This is a genomic window from Pseudomonas sp. TE12234, from assembly GCF_054061835.1.
On sequence record NZ_JBSSEP010000015.1, the window covers coordinates 102707 to 121188 of the forward strand.

Annotated in this window: 15 protein-coding genes; 6 read left to right on the forward strand and 9 right to left on the reverse strand. The window is 60.8% G+C overall.

The window, feature by feature from the left end:
• Positions 1–74: 74 nt before the first annotated feature.
• On the reverse strand, positions 75–1937 hold the full coding sequence (locus ACVWYU_RS21685; RefSeq protein ID WP_457373639.1) for a sigma-54-dependent Fis family transcriptional regulator: 1863 nt from the start codon (positions 1935–1937) through the stop codon (positions 75–77).
• 385 nt (positions 1938–2322) lie between these two features.
• Here ACVWYU_RS21685 and ACVWYU_RS21690 point away from each other — a divergent pair, with 385 nt between their 5' ends.
• Genes ACVWYU_RS21690 through ACVWYU_RS21715 form a run of 6 tightly spaced genes read left to right on the forward strand, consistent with a single transcriptional unit; the run spans position 2323 to position 8296 of the window.
• Positions 2323–3417, forward strand: coding sequence for an ABC transporter ATP-binding protein (locus ACVWYU_RS21690; RefSeq protein WP_457373640.1), 1095 nt, complete (start codon positions 2323–2325; stop codon positions 3415–3417).
• A complete protein-coding gene (locus ACVWYU_RS21695; RefSeq protein ID WP_247256183.1) occupies positions 3417–4550 on the forward strand; it encodes an ABC transporter ATP-binding protein in 1134 nt (377 codons plus the stop codon). The genes ACVWYU_RS21690 and ACVWYU_RS21695 overlap by 1 nt, the downstream gene beginning before the upstream one ends.
• Entirely contained in the window at positions 4547–5413 is an 867-nt protein-coding gene (locus ACVWYU_RS21700) for a carbohydrate ABC transporter permease (protein ID WP_090323523.1), read from the forward strand. The genes ACVWYU_RS21695 and ACVWYU_RS21700 overlap by 4 nt, the downstream gene beginning before the upstream one ends.
• A gap of 8 nt (positions 5414–5421) precedes the next feature.
• On the forward strand, positions 5422–6222 hold the full coding sequence (locus ACVWYU_RS21705) for a carbohydrate ABC transporter permease (RefSeq protein ID WP_090323521.1): 801 nt from the start codon (positions 5422–5424) through the stop codon (positions 6220–6222).
• A gap of 11 nt (positions 6223–6233) precedes the next feature.
• Positions 6234–6506, forward strand: a complete 273-nt coding sequence (locus ACVWYU_RS21710) for a DUF2160 domain-containing protein (protein ID WP_457373641.1) — start codon at positions 6234–6236, stop codon at positions 6504–6506.
• Between the two features lie 47 nt (positions 6507–6553).
• Positions 6554–8296, forward strand: a complete 1743-nt coding sequence (locus ACVWYU_RS21715; protein WP_090323518.1) for an ABC transporter substrate-binding protein — start codon at positions 6554–6556, stop codon at positions 8294–8296.
• A gap of 186 nt (positions 8297–8482) precedes the next feature.
• Here ACVWYU_RS21715 and nuoN read toward each other — a convergent pair whose 3' ends face one another.
• The 8 genes from nuoN to nuoG are packed head-to-tail and all read right to left on the reverse strand — an operon-like array spanning position 8483 to position 18476.
• A complete protein-coding gene (nuoN, locus tag ACVWYU_RS21720; RefSeq protein WP_090323516.1) occupies positions 8483–9946 on the reverse strand; it encodes an NADH-quinone oxidoreductase subunit NuoN in 1464 nt (487 codons plus the stop codon).
• 7 nt (positions 9947–9953) lie between these two features.
• A complete protein-coding gene (gene nuoM, locus ACVWYU_RS21725) occupies positions 9954–11486 on the reverse strand; it encodes an NADH-quinone oxidoreductase subunit M (RefSeq protein WP_090323515.1) in 1533 nt (510 codons plus the stop codon).
• Between the two features lie 39 nt (positions 11487–11525).
• Positions 11526–13379: an NADH-quinone oxidoreductase subunit L gene (gene nuoL / locus ACVWYU_RS21730; RefSeq protein WP_248915399.1), complete on the reverse strand. Its 1854-nt coding sequence runs from the start codon at positions 13377–13379 to the stop codon at positions 11526–11528.
• Complete coding sequence (gene nuoK / locus ACVWYU_RS21735; RefSeq protein WP_007946416.1) at positions 13376–13684, reverse strand: NADH-quinone oxidoreductase subunit NuoK; 309 nt, start codon at positions 13682–13684, stop codon at positions 13376–13378. The genes nuoL and nuoK overlap by 4 nt, the downstream gene beginning before the upstream one ends.
• A gap of 2 nt (positions 13685–13686) precedes the next feature.
• Entirely contained in the window at positions 13687–14190 is a 504-nt protein-coding gene (gene nuoJ, locus ACVWYU_RS21740; protein WP_085718312.1) for an NADH-quinone oxidoreductase subunit J, read from the reverse strand.
• 9 nt (positions 14191–14199) lie between these two features.
• Positions 14200–14745 (reverse strand): NADH-quinone oxidoreductase subunit NuoI, encoded by a 546-nt coding sequence (gene nuoI / locus ACVWYU_RS21745; protein WP_178132024.1) that lies wholly within the window; start codon positions 14743–14745, stop codon positions 14200–14202.
• A gap of 12 nt (positions 14746–14757) precedes the next feature.
• Positions 14758–15765 (reverse strand): NADH-quinone oxidoreductase subunit NuoH, encoded by a 1008-nt coding sequence (gene nuoH / locus ACVWYU_RS21750; RefSeq protein WP_247256181.1) that lies wholly within the window; start codon positions 15763–15765, stop codon positions 14758–14760.
• Positions 15762–18476, reverse strand: coding sequence for an NADH-quinone oxidoreductase subunit NuoG (nuoG, locus tag ACVWYU_RS21755; RefSeq protein ID WP_390956662.1), 2715 nt, complete (start codon positions 18474–18476; stop codon positions 15762–15764). Before nuoG ends, nuoH begins: the two co-directional genes overlap by 4 nt.
• Between the last annotated feature and the right edge of the window lie 6 nt (positions 18477–18482).

An 18482-nucleotide genomic window follows, 5' to 3' on the forward strand; every position in this document is an offset into this window, starting at 1 on the left:
CCACAGGGGATTTGTGTCGTGCACAAAAACCAGACCTGACGAAAATCCCCTGCTCGCGATTGACTGCACAGCCGTCAGCTTTCCAATTGGCGCAAGCGCTTATAGAGCGTATTGCGACTAACCCCCAACCGCCGTGCCAGATGGGAAATATTGCCCCTGGCAGCCTTCAGTTCCCGGTTCAACGCCTGGGTGTCATTCAGATCAACCCCCAACGGCTCCGGTGCCTCCACCGGCTCCATCTCCAGATCGACAAAGAAATCATCCGGCAAATGCTCCGGCCGTACTGGTTGTTCCTCGGCCATGGCCAGCGCCACCTGCATCACACTGCTGACCTGGCGTAAGTTACCGGGCCACGGATGACGGCTGAACAGCTCCAGCACTTCATGGCTCAGTCCCGCCCATTGGCTGGGTTCGCGATGCTGTTCCCACAGTCGATTGAATAGCGCCTCTTTGTCGCTGCGTTCGCGCAACGGCGGCAGCTCCAGCGTCAGCCCGCCGATACGGTAATACAGATCCTCACGAAACCGACCCAATTGCACCTGTTCGCGCAGCGAGCGGTTGGTGGCCGAGATGATCCGCAGATCCACCGGGAACAACTCGCTGCTGCCCACCGGTTGCACGCAACGCTCCTGTAGCACCCGCAGTAACCGGGCCTGGGTCGGCAGCGGCATGTCGCCGATTTCATCGAGGAACAGTGTGCCTTTGTCGGCCTTGCGGATCAGGCCGATGCTGCCTTTCTGGTTCGCCCCGGTGAACGCGCCTTTCTCGTAGCCAAACAGCTCGGACTCCACCAGTTCGGTGGGGATCGCTGCACAGTTGACAGCAATGAACGATTGTTTGCTGCGGGAGCTGGCCTGATGCAGGGCCTTGACGAAGACTTCCTTGCCGACCCCGGTTTCACCGTGAATCAGCAGTGGAATGTCTTTCTCCAGCAAGCGCTCGGCCTGGCGCACGGCCTTTTCCACGCGACTGTCGCCGAAGTGCAGGGTGTTCAGGCTGATGGCCGGAGGTTTGGCGGCTACCGCGGCGCTCTCGGGTTCAGTGCTTTGGGTTGCGGAAAACAGTCGTGGCTGAATCGGTGCCTGCTTCGGCCGTTTCAGCAAGCACTGGAAGCGGTGGCGTCCGCAACTCTGCAGGGCAAAGGGCAGGCCCTCGGGCTGATTCAACAATTCCAGCAGCGAGACGTTGAACAAGCTCTCCACGCTGACACGCGACAGGCGGATGCCCAACAAGTTGTCAGCGCGGCGGTTGGCGGACAGCACCTGGCCACTTTCATCGAAAATCAGCAAGCCGGCCCACTGGCTGTCGAGGTTGTTCAGGCCCGTGTTGAAGGTCAACTGGAAATGTTGGCCGTGGAACAAGTTGAGGATCAGCCGGTTTTCCACGGTCTGGCTCATCATCTTGACCATGCCCAGGGTGTGGGACGGCGGCAGGTAGCTGTCGCTGGAGACGTCCAGCACGGCAATGACCTTGCGCTCGGCGTCGAAAATCGGCGCGGCGGAACCGGTCATGAAGCGGTTGGCCTTGAGAAAGTGTTCGTCGTGCTCGATGTGCACCGCTTGTTCGCAGGCCAGGGCGGTGCCGATGGCATTGGTCCCGCTGCAGTGCTCCAGCCAGCTGGCGCCGGCGCTGAAACCGCGGGTCAGGCTTGGCTCTATGAAGCGCTGGGTGCCCCATGACGTCAGCACCTGGCCCTGATTGTCGGCGAGCATGATCAGGCAATTGGAGTTGCTGAGGATGTTCTCGTAATACGGCAGGACTTCCTGGTGGGTGGTCTGCACCAGCGAGTGCTGGCTCTCGAGCAACCGCGCGATACCTTCGGCGGGCAACTGATCGAAGGCCGGAGCGCTCTGATGATTGAGGCCGAACGCGCGGCAACGGGACCAGGAGTCCTGGATGATGGCGTCGTGGGACAGCGGCAGGGCAGGTGGGGCCATTACAAGTCAGCCTCTGATTAACGCTTTTATTGTTGTTATGGATGCATCAACTACGCAGGACTTTGTAGGAGCGAGCTTGCTCGCGATGGACGTCAACGATGACGAGGGCTGTCTGAATGAACGGGGCGATCTCTCGTTCATCGCGAGCGAGCTCGCTCCTACAGGAACCGTAAACGGTCTGTAGAGTGTTGTTCACGAATGTTCATTGTCAATCGGTGAACTGTTCAATTGTTCACTTTCGGTTGTTCATTTGTGTTCATCAACGAACGTGACTCAGTAGTCACTTTCAAGGATTTCAAGCCAAATCAACGGCTTGTGATTTCTGGCACAAATGTCGCTATACAGCTCCGGTCGCTTGACTCCAAAAATAAAAAAAGGCCGAGCCATGTCATTAACCCTGGAGCATGTCAGCCGTACCGTCGAGGGCCAGACCTGGATCGACGATGCCTGTCTGAGTTTCGAACCCGGATCCTTCAACGTTTTGCTGGGGCGCACGCTGTCCGGCAAAACCAGTCTCATGCGCTTGATGGCCGGGCTGGACAAGCCCGACACCGGGCGCATCCTGATGAACGGCGTGGATGTCACACAGCGGCCGGTGCGTTTGCGCAACGTGTCGATGGTGTATCAGCAGTTCATCAATTACCCGACCATGACGGTGTTCGAGAACATCGCCTCGCCGCTGCGGCAGGCCGGGGTGTCCAATGAGCAGATCCAGACCAAGGTGCTGGAAACCGCCAGGATGCTGCGCATCGAGAAGTTTCTGCAGCGTTATCCGCTGGAGCTCTCCGGTGGACAGCAACAGCGCACGGCCATGGCCCGGGCGCTGGTCAAGGATGCCGAGCTGATTCTGTTCGATGAGCCGCTGGTCAACCTCGACTACAAACTGCGCGAGGAGCTGCGCCAGGAAATGCGCGAGCTGTTCAAGGCCCGCCACACCATCGCGATCTACGCCACCACCGAACCCAATGAGGCGCTGGCCCTGGGCGGCACCACGACCATTCTTCACGAAGGCCGGGTGATCCAGAGCGGCAAGTCTTCCGCGGTCTATCACCAGCCGCAGACCGTGTTGGCGGCCGAGCTGTTTTCCGAACCGCCGATCAACCTGATGCCGGGGCGCATCGCCGGTAACGAAGTGAGCTTCGGCAATTTCGTGCATTTCCCGCTGAACGTCGATTTGCGGCCGGTGGGCGAGGGCGAGTTTCGCTTCGGCGTGCGGCCCAGCCATATCTCGCTGGTGCCCAGCAACGACGACGACCTGGAGTTGGCGGTGACCGTCGAAGTCGCGGAAATCAGCGGCTCGGAAACCTTCCTGCATGTGCGCAACGAACATTTCCTGCTGGTGCTGCACTTGCCCGGTGTCCACGAATACGACGTCGATGCGCCGATCCGCATCTACATCCCGACCCATAAACTGTTTGTGTTCGATACGCAGGGGCGGCTGGTCCAGGCGCCGGGCCGGCGTGTCGCGAGGGTTGCCTGATGGCTGAAATCCGTTTGCAGAACCTCGCCCACAGCTACACCAAAACCCCGGGCGGACCCGAGGATTACGCGATCCGCGAGATGGACCACATCTGGGAGCAGGGCGGTGCCTATGCCTTACTCGGTCCGTCGGGGTGCGGCAAGTCGACCTTGCTCAATATCATTTCCGGGTTGCTCAGTCCGTCCCAGGGCCACGTGCTGTTCGATGGCAAAGCGGTCAACGACTTGACCCCGGAGAAGCGCAACATCGCCCAGGTTTTCCAGTTTCCGGTGGTCTACGACACCATGACGGTGTTCGACAACCTGGCGTTCCCGCTGCGCAATCAGGGCATGGCCGAGGCGAAAATTCACGCCAAGGTGCGGGAAATTGCCGAAGTCCTCGATCTGCAGAATCTGTTGAGCAAAAAGGCGCGCAACCTCACCGCCGACGAAAAGCAGAAAGTGTCCATGGGCCGTGGACTGGTGCGCGATGACGTTTCGGCGATTCTGTTCGATGAACCGCTGACCGTGATCGACCCGCACCTGAAGTGGAAGCTGCGGCGCAAGCTCAAGCAGATCCATGAGCAGTTCAACATCACCATGGTCTACGTCACCCACGATCAACTGGAAGCCTCGACCTTTGCCGACAAGATCGCGGTGATGTACGGCGGGCAAATCGTGCAGTTCGGCACGCCACGGGAATTGTTCGAACGCCCGAGCCACACCTTTGTCGGTTACTTCATCGGCAGCCCGGGGATGAACCTGATCGAGGTGCAGCCGCAACCGGGCGGCGTTGGCTTCGCCTCGACCCATTTGCCGCTGTCCGCGGCCCTGCAGCAACGCATCGCCGAGACCCAGTGGGAAACCCTGAAAGTCGGTATACGACCCGAGTTCGTCCATGTTTGGGAAGAGCCATTCGATGACGCGATGCGGGCTCACGTCGTACACGTCGAAGACCTCGGCACCTACAAGATCATGACCCTGGACCTTGATGGCGCAGCGCTGAAAGTTCGCCTGGCCGAAGACAAGCCGGTGCCTGAAGGCACGGCGTATATCAGTTTTCCGGGGCAATGGCTGATGGTCTATGCCGACGAATTCCTGCTGGAGCCCCACGCCGTCAACGAAGCAATGGCCAATAAAGAGGCGCAGCCATGAACAAGGTGCAGAACAACAAGGCCTGGTGGCTGGTGCTGCCAGTGTTCCTGCTGGTGGCGTTCAGTGCGGTGATCCCGATGATGACCGTGGTCAACTATTCGGTGCAGGACATTTTCGACCAGTCCAGCCGCTACTTCGTCGGCGCCGACTGGTACAGGCAAGTGCTGCTCGATCCGCGCCTGCATGACTCATTGCTGCGCCAGTTCATCTATTCGGCCTGTGTGTTGCTGATTGAAATTCCCCTGGGCATCGCCATCGCACTGACCATGCCCACCAAGGGGCGCTGGTCGTCGCTGGTGCTGATTATCCTGGCGATTCCCCTGCTGATTCCGTGGAACGTGGTCGGCACCATCTGGCAGATCTTCGGTCGCGCCGACATCGGTCTGCTGGGGTCGAGCCTCAATGGCATGGGCATCAGCTACAACTACGCGGCGAACACCATGGACGCCTGGGTCACCGTGCTGGTGATGGACGTGTGGCACTGGACGTCGCTGGTGGCGCTGTTGTGTTTCTCCGGTCTGCGGGCGATTCCGGACGTGTATTACCAGGCGGCGCGGATCGATCGGGCTTCGGCCTGGGCGGTGTTCCGGCACATCCAGCTGCCCAAGCTCAAGAGCGTGCTGCTGATCGCGGTGATGCTGCGCTTCATGGACAGTTTCATGATCTACACCGAACCCTTCGTGCTCACGGGCGGCGGACCGGGTAATGCCACGACCTTCCTCAGTCAGACATTGACCCAGATGGCCGTAGGGCAATTCGACCTGGGGCCGGCAGCGGCATTCTCGCTGGTGTATTTCCTGATCATCCTGTTGGTGTCCTGGTTGTTCTACACCGCCATGACTCACTCCGACGCCAACCGCTGAGGCCCGCCATGAGCAAGAGAAAGCTGATTCCATTGCTGGTCTACATCCTGTTCCTGCTGGTGCCGATCTACTGGCTGCTGAACATGTCCTTCAAGAGCAACACTGAAATCCTCGGCGGCCTGACGCTGTTTCCCGCGGATTTCACCCTGCACAACTACAAGGTGATCTTCACCGACCCGAGCTGGTACAGCGGTTATCTCAACTCGCTGTACTACGTGAGCCTGAACACGGTGATCTCCCTGAGCGTGGCGCTGCCGGCGGCCTATGCGTTCTCGCGTTACCGTTTCCTCGGCGACAAGCACCTGTTCTTCTGGCTGCTGACCAACCGCATGGCACCACCGGCGGTGTTCCTGTTGCCGTTCTTCCAGCTGTATTCGTCGATCGGCCTGTTCGATACCCACATCGCCGTGGCCCTGGCGCACTGCCTGTTCAACGTGCCGCTGGCGGTTTGGATTCTCGAGGGGTTCATGTCCGGTGTGCCCAAGGAAATCGACGAAACCGCCTACATCGATGGCTACAGCTTTCCCAAGTTCTTCGTGAAGATTTTCATCCCGCTGATCGGCTCCGGCATCGGCGTCACGGCGTTTTTCTGCTTCATGTTTTCCTGGGTCGAACTGCTGCTGGCGCGCACGCTGACGTCGGTGAACGCCAAGCCGATCGCGGCGGTGATGACCCGTACGGTCTCGGCGTCGGGCATCGACTGGGGCGTACTGGCGGCGGCGGGGGTGTTGACCATCCTGCCGGGCATGCTGGTGATCTGGTTTGTTCGCAACCACGTGGCCAAGGGCTTTGCCCTGGGTCGGGTCTGAGGAACTGAATGATGGAATGGATGAGCTGGACGATTCCCACAGCGGCTTTCTTCGTCGTCATTGGCCTGATTCTGCTGGGCATGACGACCTGGGAGCTGCGTTCGCCGAGCATGTTGCGGCGAGGTTTTCTGCCGATTGCCACCACCCGTGGCGATCGGCTGTTTATCGGTCTTCTCGGCAGCGCCTACCTGCATTTGCTGGTCATAGGCGCGACCGACTGGAGCATCTGGGTCGCCTTCGCGTCGTCCTTGGTGTGGCTGTTGGCTGTGATGCGGTGGGGCTAGTCGAATCGCTCGGCAACGTTGCTCCGAAACTTAAACAGGAGGTCTCTATGTTCGATAAAAACAATAAGCTGCGACATAGCATTTCATTGGCAGCCATGCTGGCACTCAGCGGTTTGAGCGCTTCGGCCTGGGCTGATGCCTATGAAGACGCTGCGAAGAAATGGATTGGCAGCGAGTTCAAACCATCCACCCTGACGGCCGATCAGCAGCTCGAGGAATTGAAGTGGTTCATCAAGGCCGCCGAGCCGTTTCGCGGGATGGACATCAAGGTCGTCTCGGAAACCCTGACCACTCACGAATACGAGTCCAAGGTGCTGGCCAAGGCCTTTACCGAAATCACCGGGATCAAAGTGACCCACGACTTGCTGCAAGAAGGCGATGTAGTGGAAAAGCTGCAGACCGTGATGCAGTCGGACAAGAGCATCTATGACGGCTGGGTCAACGACTCGGACTTGATCGGTACGCACTTCCGTTACGGCAAGACCGAAGCCATCACCGACCTGATGGCCAACGAAGGGAAAAACTTCACGTCGCCCACCCTCGACATCAAGGATTTCATCGGCACCTCCTTCACCACCGCACCGGACGGCAAACTCTATCAGCTGCCCGATCAGCAGTTCGCCAACCTGTACTGGTTCCGCGCCGACTGGTTCGAGCGCCCGGACCTGAAAGCCAGGTTCAAGGAAAAATACGGCTATGAGTTGGGCGTGCCGGTGAACTGGTCGGCCTATGAAGACATCGCCAAATTTTTCAGCGAAGACGTCAAGGAAATCGATGGCAAGCGTGTCTACGGGCACATGGACTACGGCAAGAAAGACCCGTCCCTGGGCTGGCGCTTCACCGATGCCTGGTTCTCCATGGCCGGTGGCGGCGACAAGGGCTTGCCCAATGGTTTGCCGGTGGATGAGTGGGGCATTCGTGTCGAGGATTGCCATCCGGTGGGCTCCAGCGTGACCCGCGGTGGCGACACCAACGGCCCGGCAGCGGTCTTCGCCACGCAGAAGTACGTTGACTGGATGAAGGCCTATGCGCCACCTGAAGCGGCGGGCATGACCTTCTCCGAATCCGGTCCCGTGCCTTCCCAGGGCAACATCGCCCAGCAGATCTTCTGGTACACCGCGTTCACGGCCGACATGACCAAGCCGGGTCTGCCCGTGGTGAATGCCGACGGCACGCCGAAATGGCGCATGGCGCCGTCGCCGCGTGGTCCGTACTGGGAGGAGGGCATGAAGCTGGGGTATCAGGACGTGGGTTCCTGGACGTTCATGAAGTCCACGCCCGAGAAGCAAAAACTCGCCGCCTGGCTCTATGCGCAGTTCGTGACGTCGAAAACCGTATCGCTGAAGAAAACCATCGTTGGCCTGACGCCGATCCGCGAATCGGACATCAACTCGCAAGCCATGACCGACCTGGCGCCGAAGCTCGGTGGCCTGGTGGAGTTCTACCGCAGCCCGGCCCGCGTGCAATGGACCCCGACCGGGACCAACGTGCCTGATTATCCTCGCCTCGCGCAGTTGTGGTGGAGCCACATCGCCGAAGCGGCCAGCGGCGAGAAGACCCCACAACAGGCACTGGACGGACTGGCCAAGGACCAGGACGCCATCATGTCCCGCCTGGAACGCTCAAAAGCGCAAACCACCTGCGCCCCGAAAATGAACCCCGAGCGCGATGCGCAATACTGGTTCGACCAGCCGGGCGCACCGAAGCCGAAACTGGCCAACGAGAAGCCTAAAGGAGAGACCGTGAGCTACAACGAACTGCTGAAGTCGTGGGCCGATGCGCGTAAGTAAATGACCGGAGTGTGAAAGGCGAACGGCACCGGAAGGTGCCGTTTTTGTTTGTGCCTGTGCCAGCGCAGGCACCGTGTTGGGCAGCACGGAAAGATCAGGTCAATACTGCCGGTTCAGTAACGGCCAGAACGCAAAAACGGCACCCGAAGGTGCCGTTTCTGTTTGCTACCGATAACGCTTAAGCGATCAGCCCGCCAGGCCCGATTGCTGAACCAGGCTCAGCAGCGGTTGTGGGTACAGGCCGAGGAAGAACGCCAGTACCGCGATGGCCAGCAGCATCACGCCGCCTGCACGTTGTTCCCAGTGCAGTTGCGCATCGTGACGACGCAGGTTCGGTTCGATCAGGTACAGGGTGACCATCACACGCAGGTAGTAGAACACGCCGATGGCGCTGCCCAGTACCAGCGAGCCGACCAGCCACCACTGCCGGGATTCGACGCCGGTGGCGATGATGTAGAACTTGCCGATGAAGCCTGCGGTCAGCGGGATACCGGCCAGGGACAGCATCATCACGGTCAGTACGGCGGTCAGGTACGGACGGCGCCAGAACAGGCCGCGGTATTCGTACAGGGCATCCGCGTCACGACCGTTGTACGGCGAGGACATCAGGGTGATCACGCCGAAGGCGCCAAGGCTGGTGATCACATAGGTGACCAGGTACACGCCAATGGCTTCCACGGCCATGCCCTTGCTTGCCACCAGGGCAATCAGCAGGTAACCGAAGTGGGCGATGGACGAGTAACCCAGCAGACGCTTGAGGTTGCTCTGGGTCAGGGCCAGCAGGTTACCGAACAGGATCGACGCGATGGCGATGATGGTCAGTACGTTGCTCAGCACGCCGCTGCTTGCTGCTGGCGAGATCTGGAACAGACGCACCATCACGGCAAACACGGCAACCTTGGAAGCGGTCGCCAGGAACGCTGCGACCGGGGCCGGAGCACCTTCGTAAACGTCCGGGGTCCACAGGTGGAACGGTACCAGCGACAACTTGAACGCCAGACCGATCAGCATCATGCCCAGGCCCAGTTGCGCCAGCGAGCTTGGCAGACCGGTAGCCGCCAGCGCCTGACCGATGCCAACGAAGCTCAGGGAGCCGGAGTCGGCGTAGAGCAGGGCCATACCGAACAACAGGAACGCGGAACCGGCCGCCGACAGCACCATGTACTTGATGCCGGCTTCCAGCGAACGCTTGTTGAAGAAGGCGTAGGCCACCAGACCGTAGACCGGCACCGACAGCAGTTCCAGGCCGACGAACAAACCGGCCAGGTGCTGCGCGCTGACCAGGACCAGGCCACCGGCGGCGGCCATCAGGATCAGCAGGTACAGTTCTTCACGGTTGCCCGGGTAACCCGAACCGCCATCGCCGAGGTAGGCGTGGGCGAGGGTGACGCAGGCAAGGGTGGCGACCAGGATCAGCGCCATGTACAGGCAGGCAAAGGTGTCGATTTGCAGCAATGGCGTCACGGCCAGGGGCGCGACTTTCAGGGCTGGCAGGATCGACAACAGTGCCAGGTTCAGACCCGCCACGGAAATCAGGAAGGTCTGCGAGTGGTTGCGGCGCCAGGCGATCGCCAGCATCACCACGACAATGGTGAGGCTGGTAATCAACAGCGGCGCTAGCGCGATAAAGTGTTGAGTCGTGAATTCCATAGCGCTCTTACCGGGCCGAAGCGAGTTGAGTGAAGGCGGTGCCGAGCCACTGCTGCACGCCATGCATCGTAGCGGCAGAGGTATCGAGGAACGGTTGCGGGTAGACGCCGATGTAGATCAGCAGCGCTGCCAGACCGACCACCATGATCATTTCGCGACCGTCCATGCCATGCATCACGGCATCCGACTTGGCCGGACCGAAGTAGGCACGGTGGATCATGATCAGCGAGTAGACCGAACCGAACACCAGGCCCGACGTCGCAATGACGGTGACCCATGGCGCGAACGGGAAGGTGCCGATCAGGATCAGGAACTCGCCGACGAAGTTACCGGTACCCGGCAGGCCCAGGGAAGCGGCGGCGAAGAACAGGCTGATGGCCGGCAGGTAAGCGATCTTCGACCACAGGCCACCCATTTCACGCATGTCGCGGGTGTGGGTGCGCTCGTACAGCTGACCGCTGAGGATAAAGAGTGCCGCGGCCGATACACCGTGCGCCAGCATCTGCATCACCGCGCCCTGCAGTGCCAGTTGGCTGCCGGAGTAGATGCCGATCAGTACGAAGCCCATGTGGGAAACGGACGAGAAGGCGATCAGACGCTTGATGTCGGTTTGCGCGAACGCCAGGAACGCACCGTAGAAGATCCCGATCAGACCCAGGGTCATGGCGATCGGTGCGAACTCGGCCGACGCATTCGGGAACAGCGGCAGGGCGAAACGCAGCAGGCCGTAGGCAGCGGTTTTCAGCAAGATACCCGCCAGGTCCACGGAACCTGCGGTCGGCGCCTGGGCGTGAGCGTCAGGCAACCAGGAGTGGAACGGTACGACTGGCAGCTTGACCGCGAAGGCGATGAAGAAGCCGAGCATCAGGATGTACTCGGTGGTCATCGACATCTTGGTTTTCAACAAGTCGGCGTAGTTGAAGGTAATCACGCCGGTGTTGTTGAAGTTGACCAGTACCAGACCCAGGATCGCCACCAGCATGATCAGGCCGGAAGCCTGAGTGAAGATGAAGAACTTGGTCGCCGCGTAGATCCGGGTTTTCTTGCCGTCCGAAGAACTGTGACCCCATAGCGCGATGAGGAAGTACATCGGCACCAGCATCATTTCCCAGAAGAAGAAGAACATGAACAGGTCGAGGGCCAGGAACACGCCGACGACACCGCCCAGGATCCACATCAGGTTCAGGTGGAAGAAGCCAACGTGGCGCTGGATCTCTTTCCACGAGCAGAGTACCGAGAGGACACCCAGCAGACCGGTCAGCAGGATCATCAACAGCGACAGGCCGTCCAGGGCCAGGTGCACGTTGATGCCGAAGCGCTCGATCCACAGGTGCTTGAACTCAAGCGACCAGGTCGGAGCGGCACCCGGTGCCGGAGCAAATGAATAGTCACCGTGGGCCCACAGCCAGAGGCCGAGCGCAAGCAACAGGGACATGGTGATCAGCGCAATCCAGCGGGGGAGGGTGGCGCCGAAGCGCTCACCCAGCCAGCACAGCAGGCCGCCGATGAAGGGGATCAGGATTAGCCAAGGCAGAATCATGACGGGCTCAATTCCTTTCGCAAGTTCGCAAGGTTCATATCAGACCGCTACCAGCACGACGGCGCCAATTACCAGCACGGCACCAGCAGCCATCGAGGCGGCATACCAACGCAGTTGACCGGTCTCGGTACGGCTCAGGGCGGTGTGACCGCCTTTGGCCATGCGCGGGATCAGACCGATGGTCTGGTCGAGCGGGTCTTTGCGCAGGATGTGGCTGATCGCCAGGTATGGCTTGACGAACAGTTTGTCGTAGATCCAGTCGAAGCCCCAGGCAGCGAACCACCAGGCCGACAGGAAACGGCCGATGCCGCTGTTGGCAATGGCGGTCACGAAGCGACGCTTGCCGAGGAACAGCAGCGCGGCCAGCAGGATACCGGCCAGGGCGATGGCGCCCGAAGCGATTTCCAGACTGTGCTTGGCTTCGCCACCGGCATGGCCGACGCTTTCCGGCAGCACGCCGTGCAGCGGTGGAACGATCATCGCGCCGACGAAAGTCGACAGGACGATCAGCACCGACAGCGGCAGCCAGTGAGCAATGCCGTGACCGGCATGGGCTTCGGTCTTCGCTTCACCGTGGAACGTGATGAAGATCAGGCGGAAGGTGTACAGCGAGGTCATGAATGCGCCGACCAGACCTGCGTAAAGCAGACCGTGGTTACCGCTGGCGAACGCTTCCCAGAGGATTTCGTCCTTGGAGTAGAAGCCCGCAGTCACCAGTGGCAGGGCCGCCAGGGCTGCGCCGCCAACGATGAAGCTGGCGTAGGCCAGAGGCAGTTTCTTCCACAGGCCACCCATCTTGAAGATGTTCTGCTCGTGGTGGCAGGCAACGATCACCGCACCGGAGGCAAGGAACAACAGGGCCTTGAAGAAGGCGTGGGTCATCAGGTGGAAGATCGCGCCATCCCAGGCACCGACGCCCAGGGCCAGGAACATGTAGCCGATCTGGCTCATGGTCGAGTAGGCGAGGATACGTTTGATGTCGGTTTGTACCAGTGCGGCGAAACCTGCAAGAACTAGGGTCACGCCACCGACGATGCCCACCAGGTGCAGGATTTCCGGCGCCAGGGTGAACAGGCCGTGAGTACGGGCGATCAGGTAGACACCGGCGGTCACCATGGTCGCGGCGTGGATCAGTGCCGAAACCGGAGTAGGACCGGCCATCGCGTCCGCCAGCCAGGTTTGCAGTGGCAGTTGCGCGGATTTACCGACAGCGCCACCCAGCAGCATCAGGGTAGCCAGGACCATCCAGAGGTTGCCGGCCTGGAATTTCTGCGGTGCCAGCACCAGCAGTTCCTGGATGTTCAGCGTGCCCAGTTGAGCGAACAGGATGAACAGGCCGATGGCCATGAACACGTCACCGATACGGGTCACGATGAAGGCCTTGAGTGCCGCGTTACCGTTGTTGCGGTTGCTGTAGTAGAAACCGATCAACAGGTACGAGCACAGGCCCACGCCTTCCCAGCCGAAGTACAGGAACAACAGGTTATCGCCCAGTACCAGGAACAGCATGCTGGCGATAAACAGGTTGGTGTAGGCGAAGAAGCGCGAGTAACCGTCTTCACCGCGCATGTACCAGGACGCGAACAGGTGGATCAGGAAACCGACACCCACCACCACGCCGAGCATGGTGATCGACAGGCCGTCGATGTACAGGGCGAAGTCAGGCTTGAAGCCTTCGACCGCCATCCACTTCCACAGCACCAGGGTGTAGTGGCCACCCTCGGGCGGCGCGACATTGAATTGCCAGATCACGTAGGCCGCGACCACGGCGGACAGGCCGACGGAGCCGACGCCGATCAGTGCCGAGAGGTTTTCCGAGAAGCGTCCGCGGGAGAACGACAGCAGGAGAAACCCGATCAGGGGGAATACGAAGGTCAGAAAGATCATGTTCATCCGCGCATCTCACTGGCAGCGTCGATATCGAGCGTGTGGAAGCGGCGATACAGTTGCAGCAGGATCGCCAGGCCGATACTGGCCTCGGCGGCTGCCAGGCTGATCACCAGGATGAACATGATCTGTCCATCCGGCTGCGCCCAGCGGCTACCGGCAACGATGAACGCCAGCGCGGAGGCATTCATCATGACCTCCAGGCTCATCAGCACGAAAAGGATGTTGCGGCGGACCATCAGGCCAACCAGACCGAGGCAGAACAGGATGCCGGCGACCGCCAGACCATGCTCCATGGGGATAGCAGGCATCGTCATTGCTCCTTGGCTTCGTTGCGGCCCAAGTGGAACGCCGTGACGGCTGCGGCGAGCAGCAGCATCGAGGCGAGTTCAACCACCAGCAGGTAAGGACCGAACAGGCTGATGCCCACGGCCTTGGCGTCTACGGTGGTGTGGCCGACGGCCTGACCGCTCTGGTGGGAGAACAGCACATACAGCAGTTCCACCAGCAGCAAGGCGGCGAGGGCGACAGGGCCGCCCCATATGCCGGGCTTGAGCCAGACGCGCTCTTGCTGAACCGAGGCCGGGCCCAGGTTCAGCATCATCACCACGAACACGAACAGCACCATGATGGCGCCAGCGTAGGCGATCACTTCCAGCACACCGGCAAACGGCGCGCCGAGGGCGAAGAACGTCATGGCCACGGCGATCAGCGAAATGATCAGGTAGAGCAGGGCGTGCACGGGGTTGGTGTTGGTGATCACGCGAAGCGTGGACACCACAGCGATACCCGATGCGAAATAGAAAGCGAATTCCATCTTTCTTCCTTAAGGCAGCAAGCTCTTCACGTTGATCGGTTCGGCTTCATTCTGCGCGGAGCCTTTCGGCTTACCGGCAATCGCCATACCTGCAACACGATAGAAGTTGTAATCAGGGTTTTTGCCGGGGCCGGAGATCAGCAGATCTTCTTTCTCGTAAACCAGGTCCTGACGTTTGAACTCGGCCATTTCGAAATCCGGCGTGAGCTGGATCGCGGTGGTCGGGCAGGCTTCCTCGCAGAGGCCGCAGAAAATGCAGCGCGAGAAGTTGATGCGGAAGAAGTCCGGGTACCAGCGACCGTCTTCGGTTTCAGCTTTCTGCAGCGAGATGCAACCGACCGGGCAAGCCACGGCGCACAGGTTGCACGCTACACAACGCTCTTCGCCGTCGGGGTCGCGGGTCAGGACGATACGCCCACGGTAGCGCGGCGGCAGGTAGACCGGTTCTTCCGGGTACTGCAGGGTGTCGCGCTTGCGGAAGGCGTGGCCGAAAATCATCACCAGGCTGCGAAGCTGGGTGTAGAGGCCATGCACGATGTCAAATATGTACTTCATGATTCTCTATCCTCACTGAGCCGCGACGGCGGGCGTGTTGAGCAACACGATCGCAGCGGTCACCAGCATGTTGACGAGGGTCAGCGGCAGGCAGAACTTCCAGCTGAAATCCATCACTTGGTCATACCGTGGGCGCGGAATCGAAGCACGCAGCAGGATGAAGATCATGATGAAGAACGCGGTTTTCAGTGCGAACCAAATGAACGGGATCTGCGGCAGGATATCGAACGGACCGTGCCAGCCACCGAAGAACAAGGTCACCAGCAGCGCCGAGATCAGCACGATGCCGATGTACTCGCCGACGAAGAACATGCCCCATTTCATGCCGGCGTATTCAATGTGGTAACCGTCGGCCAGTTCCTGTTCCGCTTCCGGCTGGTCGAACGGGTGACGGTGAGTCACGGCCACGCCAGCGATGAAGAAGGTCAGGAAACCGAAGATCTGCGGAATGATGAACCACAGGTGTTGGGCCTGGTAATCAACGATGTCGCGCATGTTGAACGAACCGACCTGGATCACGATGCCCATCAGCGACAGGCCCATGAACACTTCGTACGACACGGTTTGCGCCGAAGCCCGCAAGCTGCCCAGCAGGGCGAACTTGTTGTTGCTCGACCAGCCGGCGAACAGCACCGCGTAGACCGACAGACCGGCCATGGCGAAGAAGAACAGGATGCCGATGTTCAGGTCCGCCACGCCCCAGGTCGGGGTGATCGGGATGATCGCGAAGGCAATCAGCAGGGCGCTCATGGCCACGACCGGTGCCAGGGTGAAGATCATCTTGTCGGCGAACGGTGGCGTCCAGTCTTCCTTGAAGAACATCTTGATCATGTCGGCGGCGATCTGGAACGCGCCGAACGGACCCACGCGGTTCGGACCGTAACGATCCTGCCAGAGGGCGAGCAAACGACGCTCGACCCAGCTCAGCAGCGCGCCGCAGACCACCACGGCCAGCAGAATCACCACGGCCTTGAGGACCGCGATGATGATGTCGATCACTTCAGGAGTGAACAAGGTCATTGAGCTGCCTCCTGCAGACCGTCAACGGATTTGCCAAAGATCGCTGGCGGAATGCCGGCGATGCCCGCAGGCAATGCCACCAGGCCGGCGCCCAGTTCTTCATTGATGCGCAGTGGCAGACGCAGGGTCTGGCCAGCCACGTTGAAGCTCAGCATTGCGCCATCGTTGACACCCAGGCGATCGGCTTCGGACTTGGCCAGTGCGACGTAGGCCGCCGGGATGCGTTCCTGAACCGGAGCGGCTTTCGAAGAGGTTTCTTCGCTGCCGAACAGGTGGAAGAACGGCACAACCTGCCAGGTGCCCTGGGCCGGGTTGAACGCGCGCGGGACGTTGGCGAACCAGTTCAGCGAGTCACCGGTGCTTTCGATCAGGCGGGTGCCCGGGTCGCCAGCGCGGATGTGACCACCGACTTCGTCCTGGAACTTGTTCCAGGCTTGCGGCGAGTTCCAGCCCGGAGACCAGGCGAATGGCACTTGCTGACGAGGCTCGACCGAACCCGAGTAACCTTCCATCGAGAAGGCGAACGCGGTGTCCTTGTCCTGCGGAGTGCGTGGCTCGTGCACGCTGATGTCGGCGCGCATGGCGGTACGACCGGAGTAACGCAGCGGTTCGCGCGCCAGTTTCAGGCCCTTGATGCGGAACGCGGCGGACGGTGCAGCGTCGACGATGGCCGCCAGTTGCGGGGTGCTCGAGGCGACCGCAGCGGTGACGTGGTCCAGTTGCGTCCAGTCGATCGGCTGGTTCAACAGGGTCGAACGCAGGGCATGCAGCCAGCGCCAGCCTTCGTGAACCAGGATGCTGGCGTCCATGTATTGCGGGTCGAAAACCTGGAAGAAGCGCTGGGCACGGCCTTCCTGGCTGACCAGGGTACCGTCGCCTTCAGCGAAGCTGGCGGCTGGCAGGACCAGGTGCGCACGATCGCTGGTGGCGGTCTTCTGATGGTCAGCCACGATCACCACTTTCGCGGCGGTCAGGGCAGCGTCGACCTTGGCTTTGTCGGTACGGGTGTACAGGTCGTTTTCCAGCACGACGATGGCGTCGGCCTTGCCGTCGATCACCGCTTGCAGGGCTGCATCGACCGATTCGCCACCGAGCATGGCCAGGCCGAGGCTGTTGGCCTCTGGCACGATCAGGCTGATGGAGCCGTTCTTCTCGCGCAGCTTCAGGGCCTTGGCGATGTTCGCGGCGGCTTCGATCAGGGCTTTGGAGCCCAGGGAAGTACCGGCGATGATCAGCGGGCGCTTGGCGGCGAGCAGGGCGTCGGCGATGCGCTTGGCCAGTTCGAGGGCTTCGGCGTCCAGGCCTTCAACGGCAGGCGCGCTGGCGTCGAGGGCGTGAGCCACGGCAAAACCGATGCGTGCCAGGTCGTCCGGAGCGGCATGAACGCACTCTTCGGCCACATCGTCGAGCTTGGTCTCAGCCAGGCTGGCGATGAACAGCGGGTTCAGCGCGTGCTGGCCGATGTTCTTCACCGCGGCGTCGAGCCAAGGCTGTACGCGCATGGCTTCGGCCATGTCTTCGGCCTTGCCCTTGACCGATTGGCGCAGGGCCAGGGCCATGCGTGCAGCGGTCTGGGTCAGGTCTTCGCCGAGGACGAACACGGCGTCGTGGTCCTCGATGTCGCGCATGTTCGGTACTGGCAGCGGGCTGTCTTTCAGCACTTGCAGGACCAGGCGGATGCGCTCCAGTTCGGAGGCTTCGATACCGGAGTAGAAGTGCTCGGCACCCACCAGTTCGCGCAACGCGTAGTTGCTTTCGAGGCTGGCGCGTGGCGAACCGATACCGACGATGTTGCGGCCGCGCAGCAGGTCGGCGGCTTTATCCAGCGCTTCGTCCAGACCCAGCTTGGTGCCGTTGGCCAGCAGTGGCTGACGCGGACGGTCTTCGCGGTTGACGTAGCCATAGCCGAAACGGCCACGGTCGCACAGGAAGTACTGGTTCACCGAGCCGTTGAAACGGTTTTCGATACGACGCAGTTCGCCGTAGCGCTCGCCAGGGGAGATGTTGCAACCGCTGGAGCAGCCATGGCAGATGCTCGGCGAGAACTGCATGTCCCACTTGCGGTTGTAGCGCTCGGAGTGAGTCTTGTCGGTGAACACACCGGTCGGGCAGACCTCGGTGAGGTTGCCGGAGAACTCGCTTTCCAGGGTGCCGTCTTCAACGCGACCGAAGTACACGTTGTCGTGGGCGCCGAACACGCCGAGGTCGGTGCCGCCGGCGTAGTCCTTGTAGTAGCGCACGCAGCGATAGCAAGCGATGCAGCGGTTCATTTCGTGGGAAATGAACGGGCCCAGTTGCTGGTTCTGGTGGGTACGCTTGGTGAAGCGGTAACGGCGCTCGTTGTGGCCGGTCATTACCGTCATGTCTTGCAGGTGGCAATGACCGCCTTCTTCACAGACCGGGCAGTCGTGAGGGTGGTTGGTCATCAGCCATTCGACAACACTGGCGCGGAAAGCCTTGGATTCTTCATCTTCGATGGAGATCCAGGTGTTGTCGGTGGCAGGGGTCATGCAGGACATGACGATGCGACCACGGGTGTCGTTCTCGTCGGTGTACTGCTTGACCGCGCACTGGCGGCAAGCGCCAACGCTGCCCAGGGCAGGGTGCCAGCAGAAATAAGGGATATCGAGGCCTAGCGACAGACATGCCTGTAACAGGTTGTCTGCCCCATCGACTTCGAGCTCTTTGCCGTCTACGTGGATAGTGGCCATGGTTCA

Excerpts from the sequence above, each read along its gene's own strand:
- nuoK (WP_007946416.1), bottom strand. The coding sequence starts at position 13,684 with ATGCCTGCTATCCCCATGGAGCATGGTCTGGCGGTCGCCGGCATCCTG.
- ACVWYU_RS21695 (WP_247256183.1), top strand. The coding sequence starts at position 3,417 with ATGGCTGAAATCCGTTTGCAGAACCTCGCCCACAGCTACACCAAAACC.
- nuoJ (WP_085718312.1), bottom strand. The coding sequence starts at position 14,190 with ATGGAATTCGCTTTCTATTTCGCATCGGGTATCGCTGTGGTGTCCACG.
- ACVWYU_RS21710 (WP_457373641.1), top strand. The coding sequence starts at position 6,234 with ATGGAATGGATGAGCTGGACGATTCCCACAGCGGCTTTCTTCGTCGTC.
- nuoG (WP_390956662.1), bottom strand. The coding sequence starts at position 18,476 with ATGGCCACTATCCACGTAGACGGCAAAGAGCTCGAAGTCGATGGGGCA.
- ACVWYU_RS21715 (WP_090323518.1), top strand. The coding sequence starts at position 6,554 with ATGTTCGATAAAAACAATAAGCTGCGACATAGCATTTCATTGGCAGCC.
- ACVWYU_RS21690 (WP_457373640.1), top strand. The coding sequence starts at position 2,323 with ATGTCATTAACCCTGGAGCATGTCAGCCGTACCGTCGAGGGCCAGACC.
- ACVWYU_RS21685 (WP_457373639.1), bottom strand. The coding sequence starts at position 1,937 with ATGGCCCCACCTGCCCTGCCGCTGTCCCACGACGCCATCATCCAGGAC.
- nuoL (WP_248915399.1), bottom strand. The coding sequence starts at position 13,379 with ATGAACATGATCTTTCTGACCTTCGTATTCCCCCTGATCGGGTTTCTC.
- nuoN (WP_090323516.1), bottom strand. The coding sequence starts at position 9,946 with ATGGAATTCACGACTCAACACTTTATCGCGCTAGCGCCGCTGTTGATT.
- nuoH (WP_247256181.1), bottom strand. The coding sequence starts at position 15,765 with ATGACCTTGTTCACTCCTGAAGTGATCGACATCATCATCGCGGTCCTC.
- nuoM (WP_090323515.1), bottom strand. The coding sequence starts at position 11,486 with ATGATTCTGCCTTGGCTAATCCTGATCCCCTTCATCGGCGGCCTGCTG.
- ACVWYU_RS21700 (WP_090323523.1), top strand. The coding sequence starts at position 4,547 with ATGAACAAGGTGCAGAACAACAAGGCCTGGTGGCTGGTGCTGCCAGTG.
- ACVWYU_RS21705 (WP_090323521.1), top strand. The coding sequence starts at position 5,422 with ATGAGCAAGAGAAAGCTGATTCCATTGCTGGTCTACATCCTGTTCCTG.
- nuoI (WP_178132024.1), bottom strand. The coding sequence starts at position 14,745 with ATGAAGTACATATTTGACATCGTGCATGGCCTCTACACCCAGCTTCGC.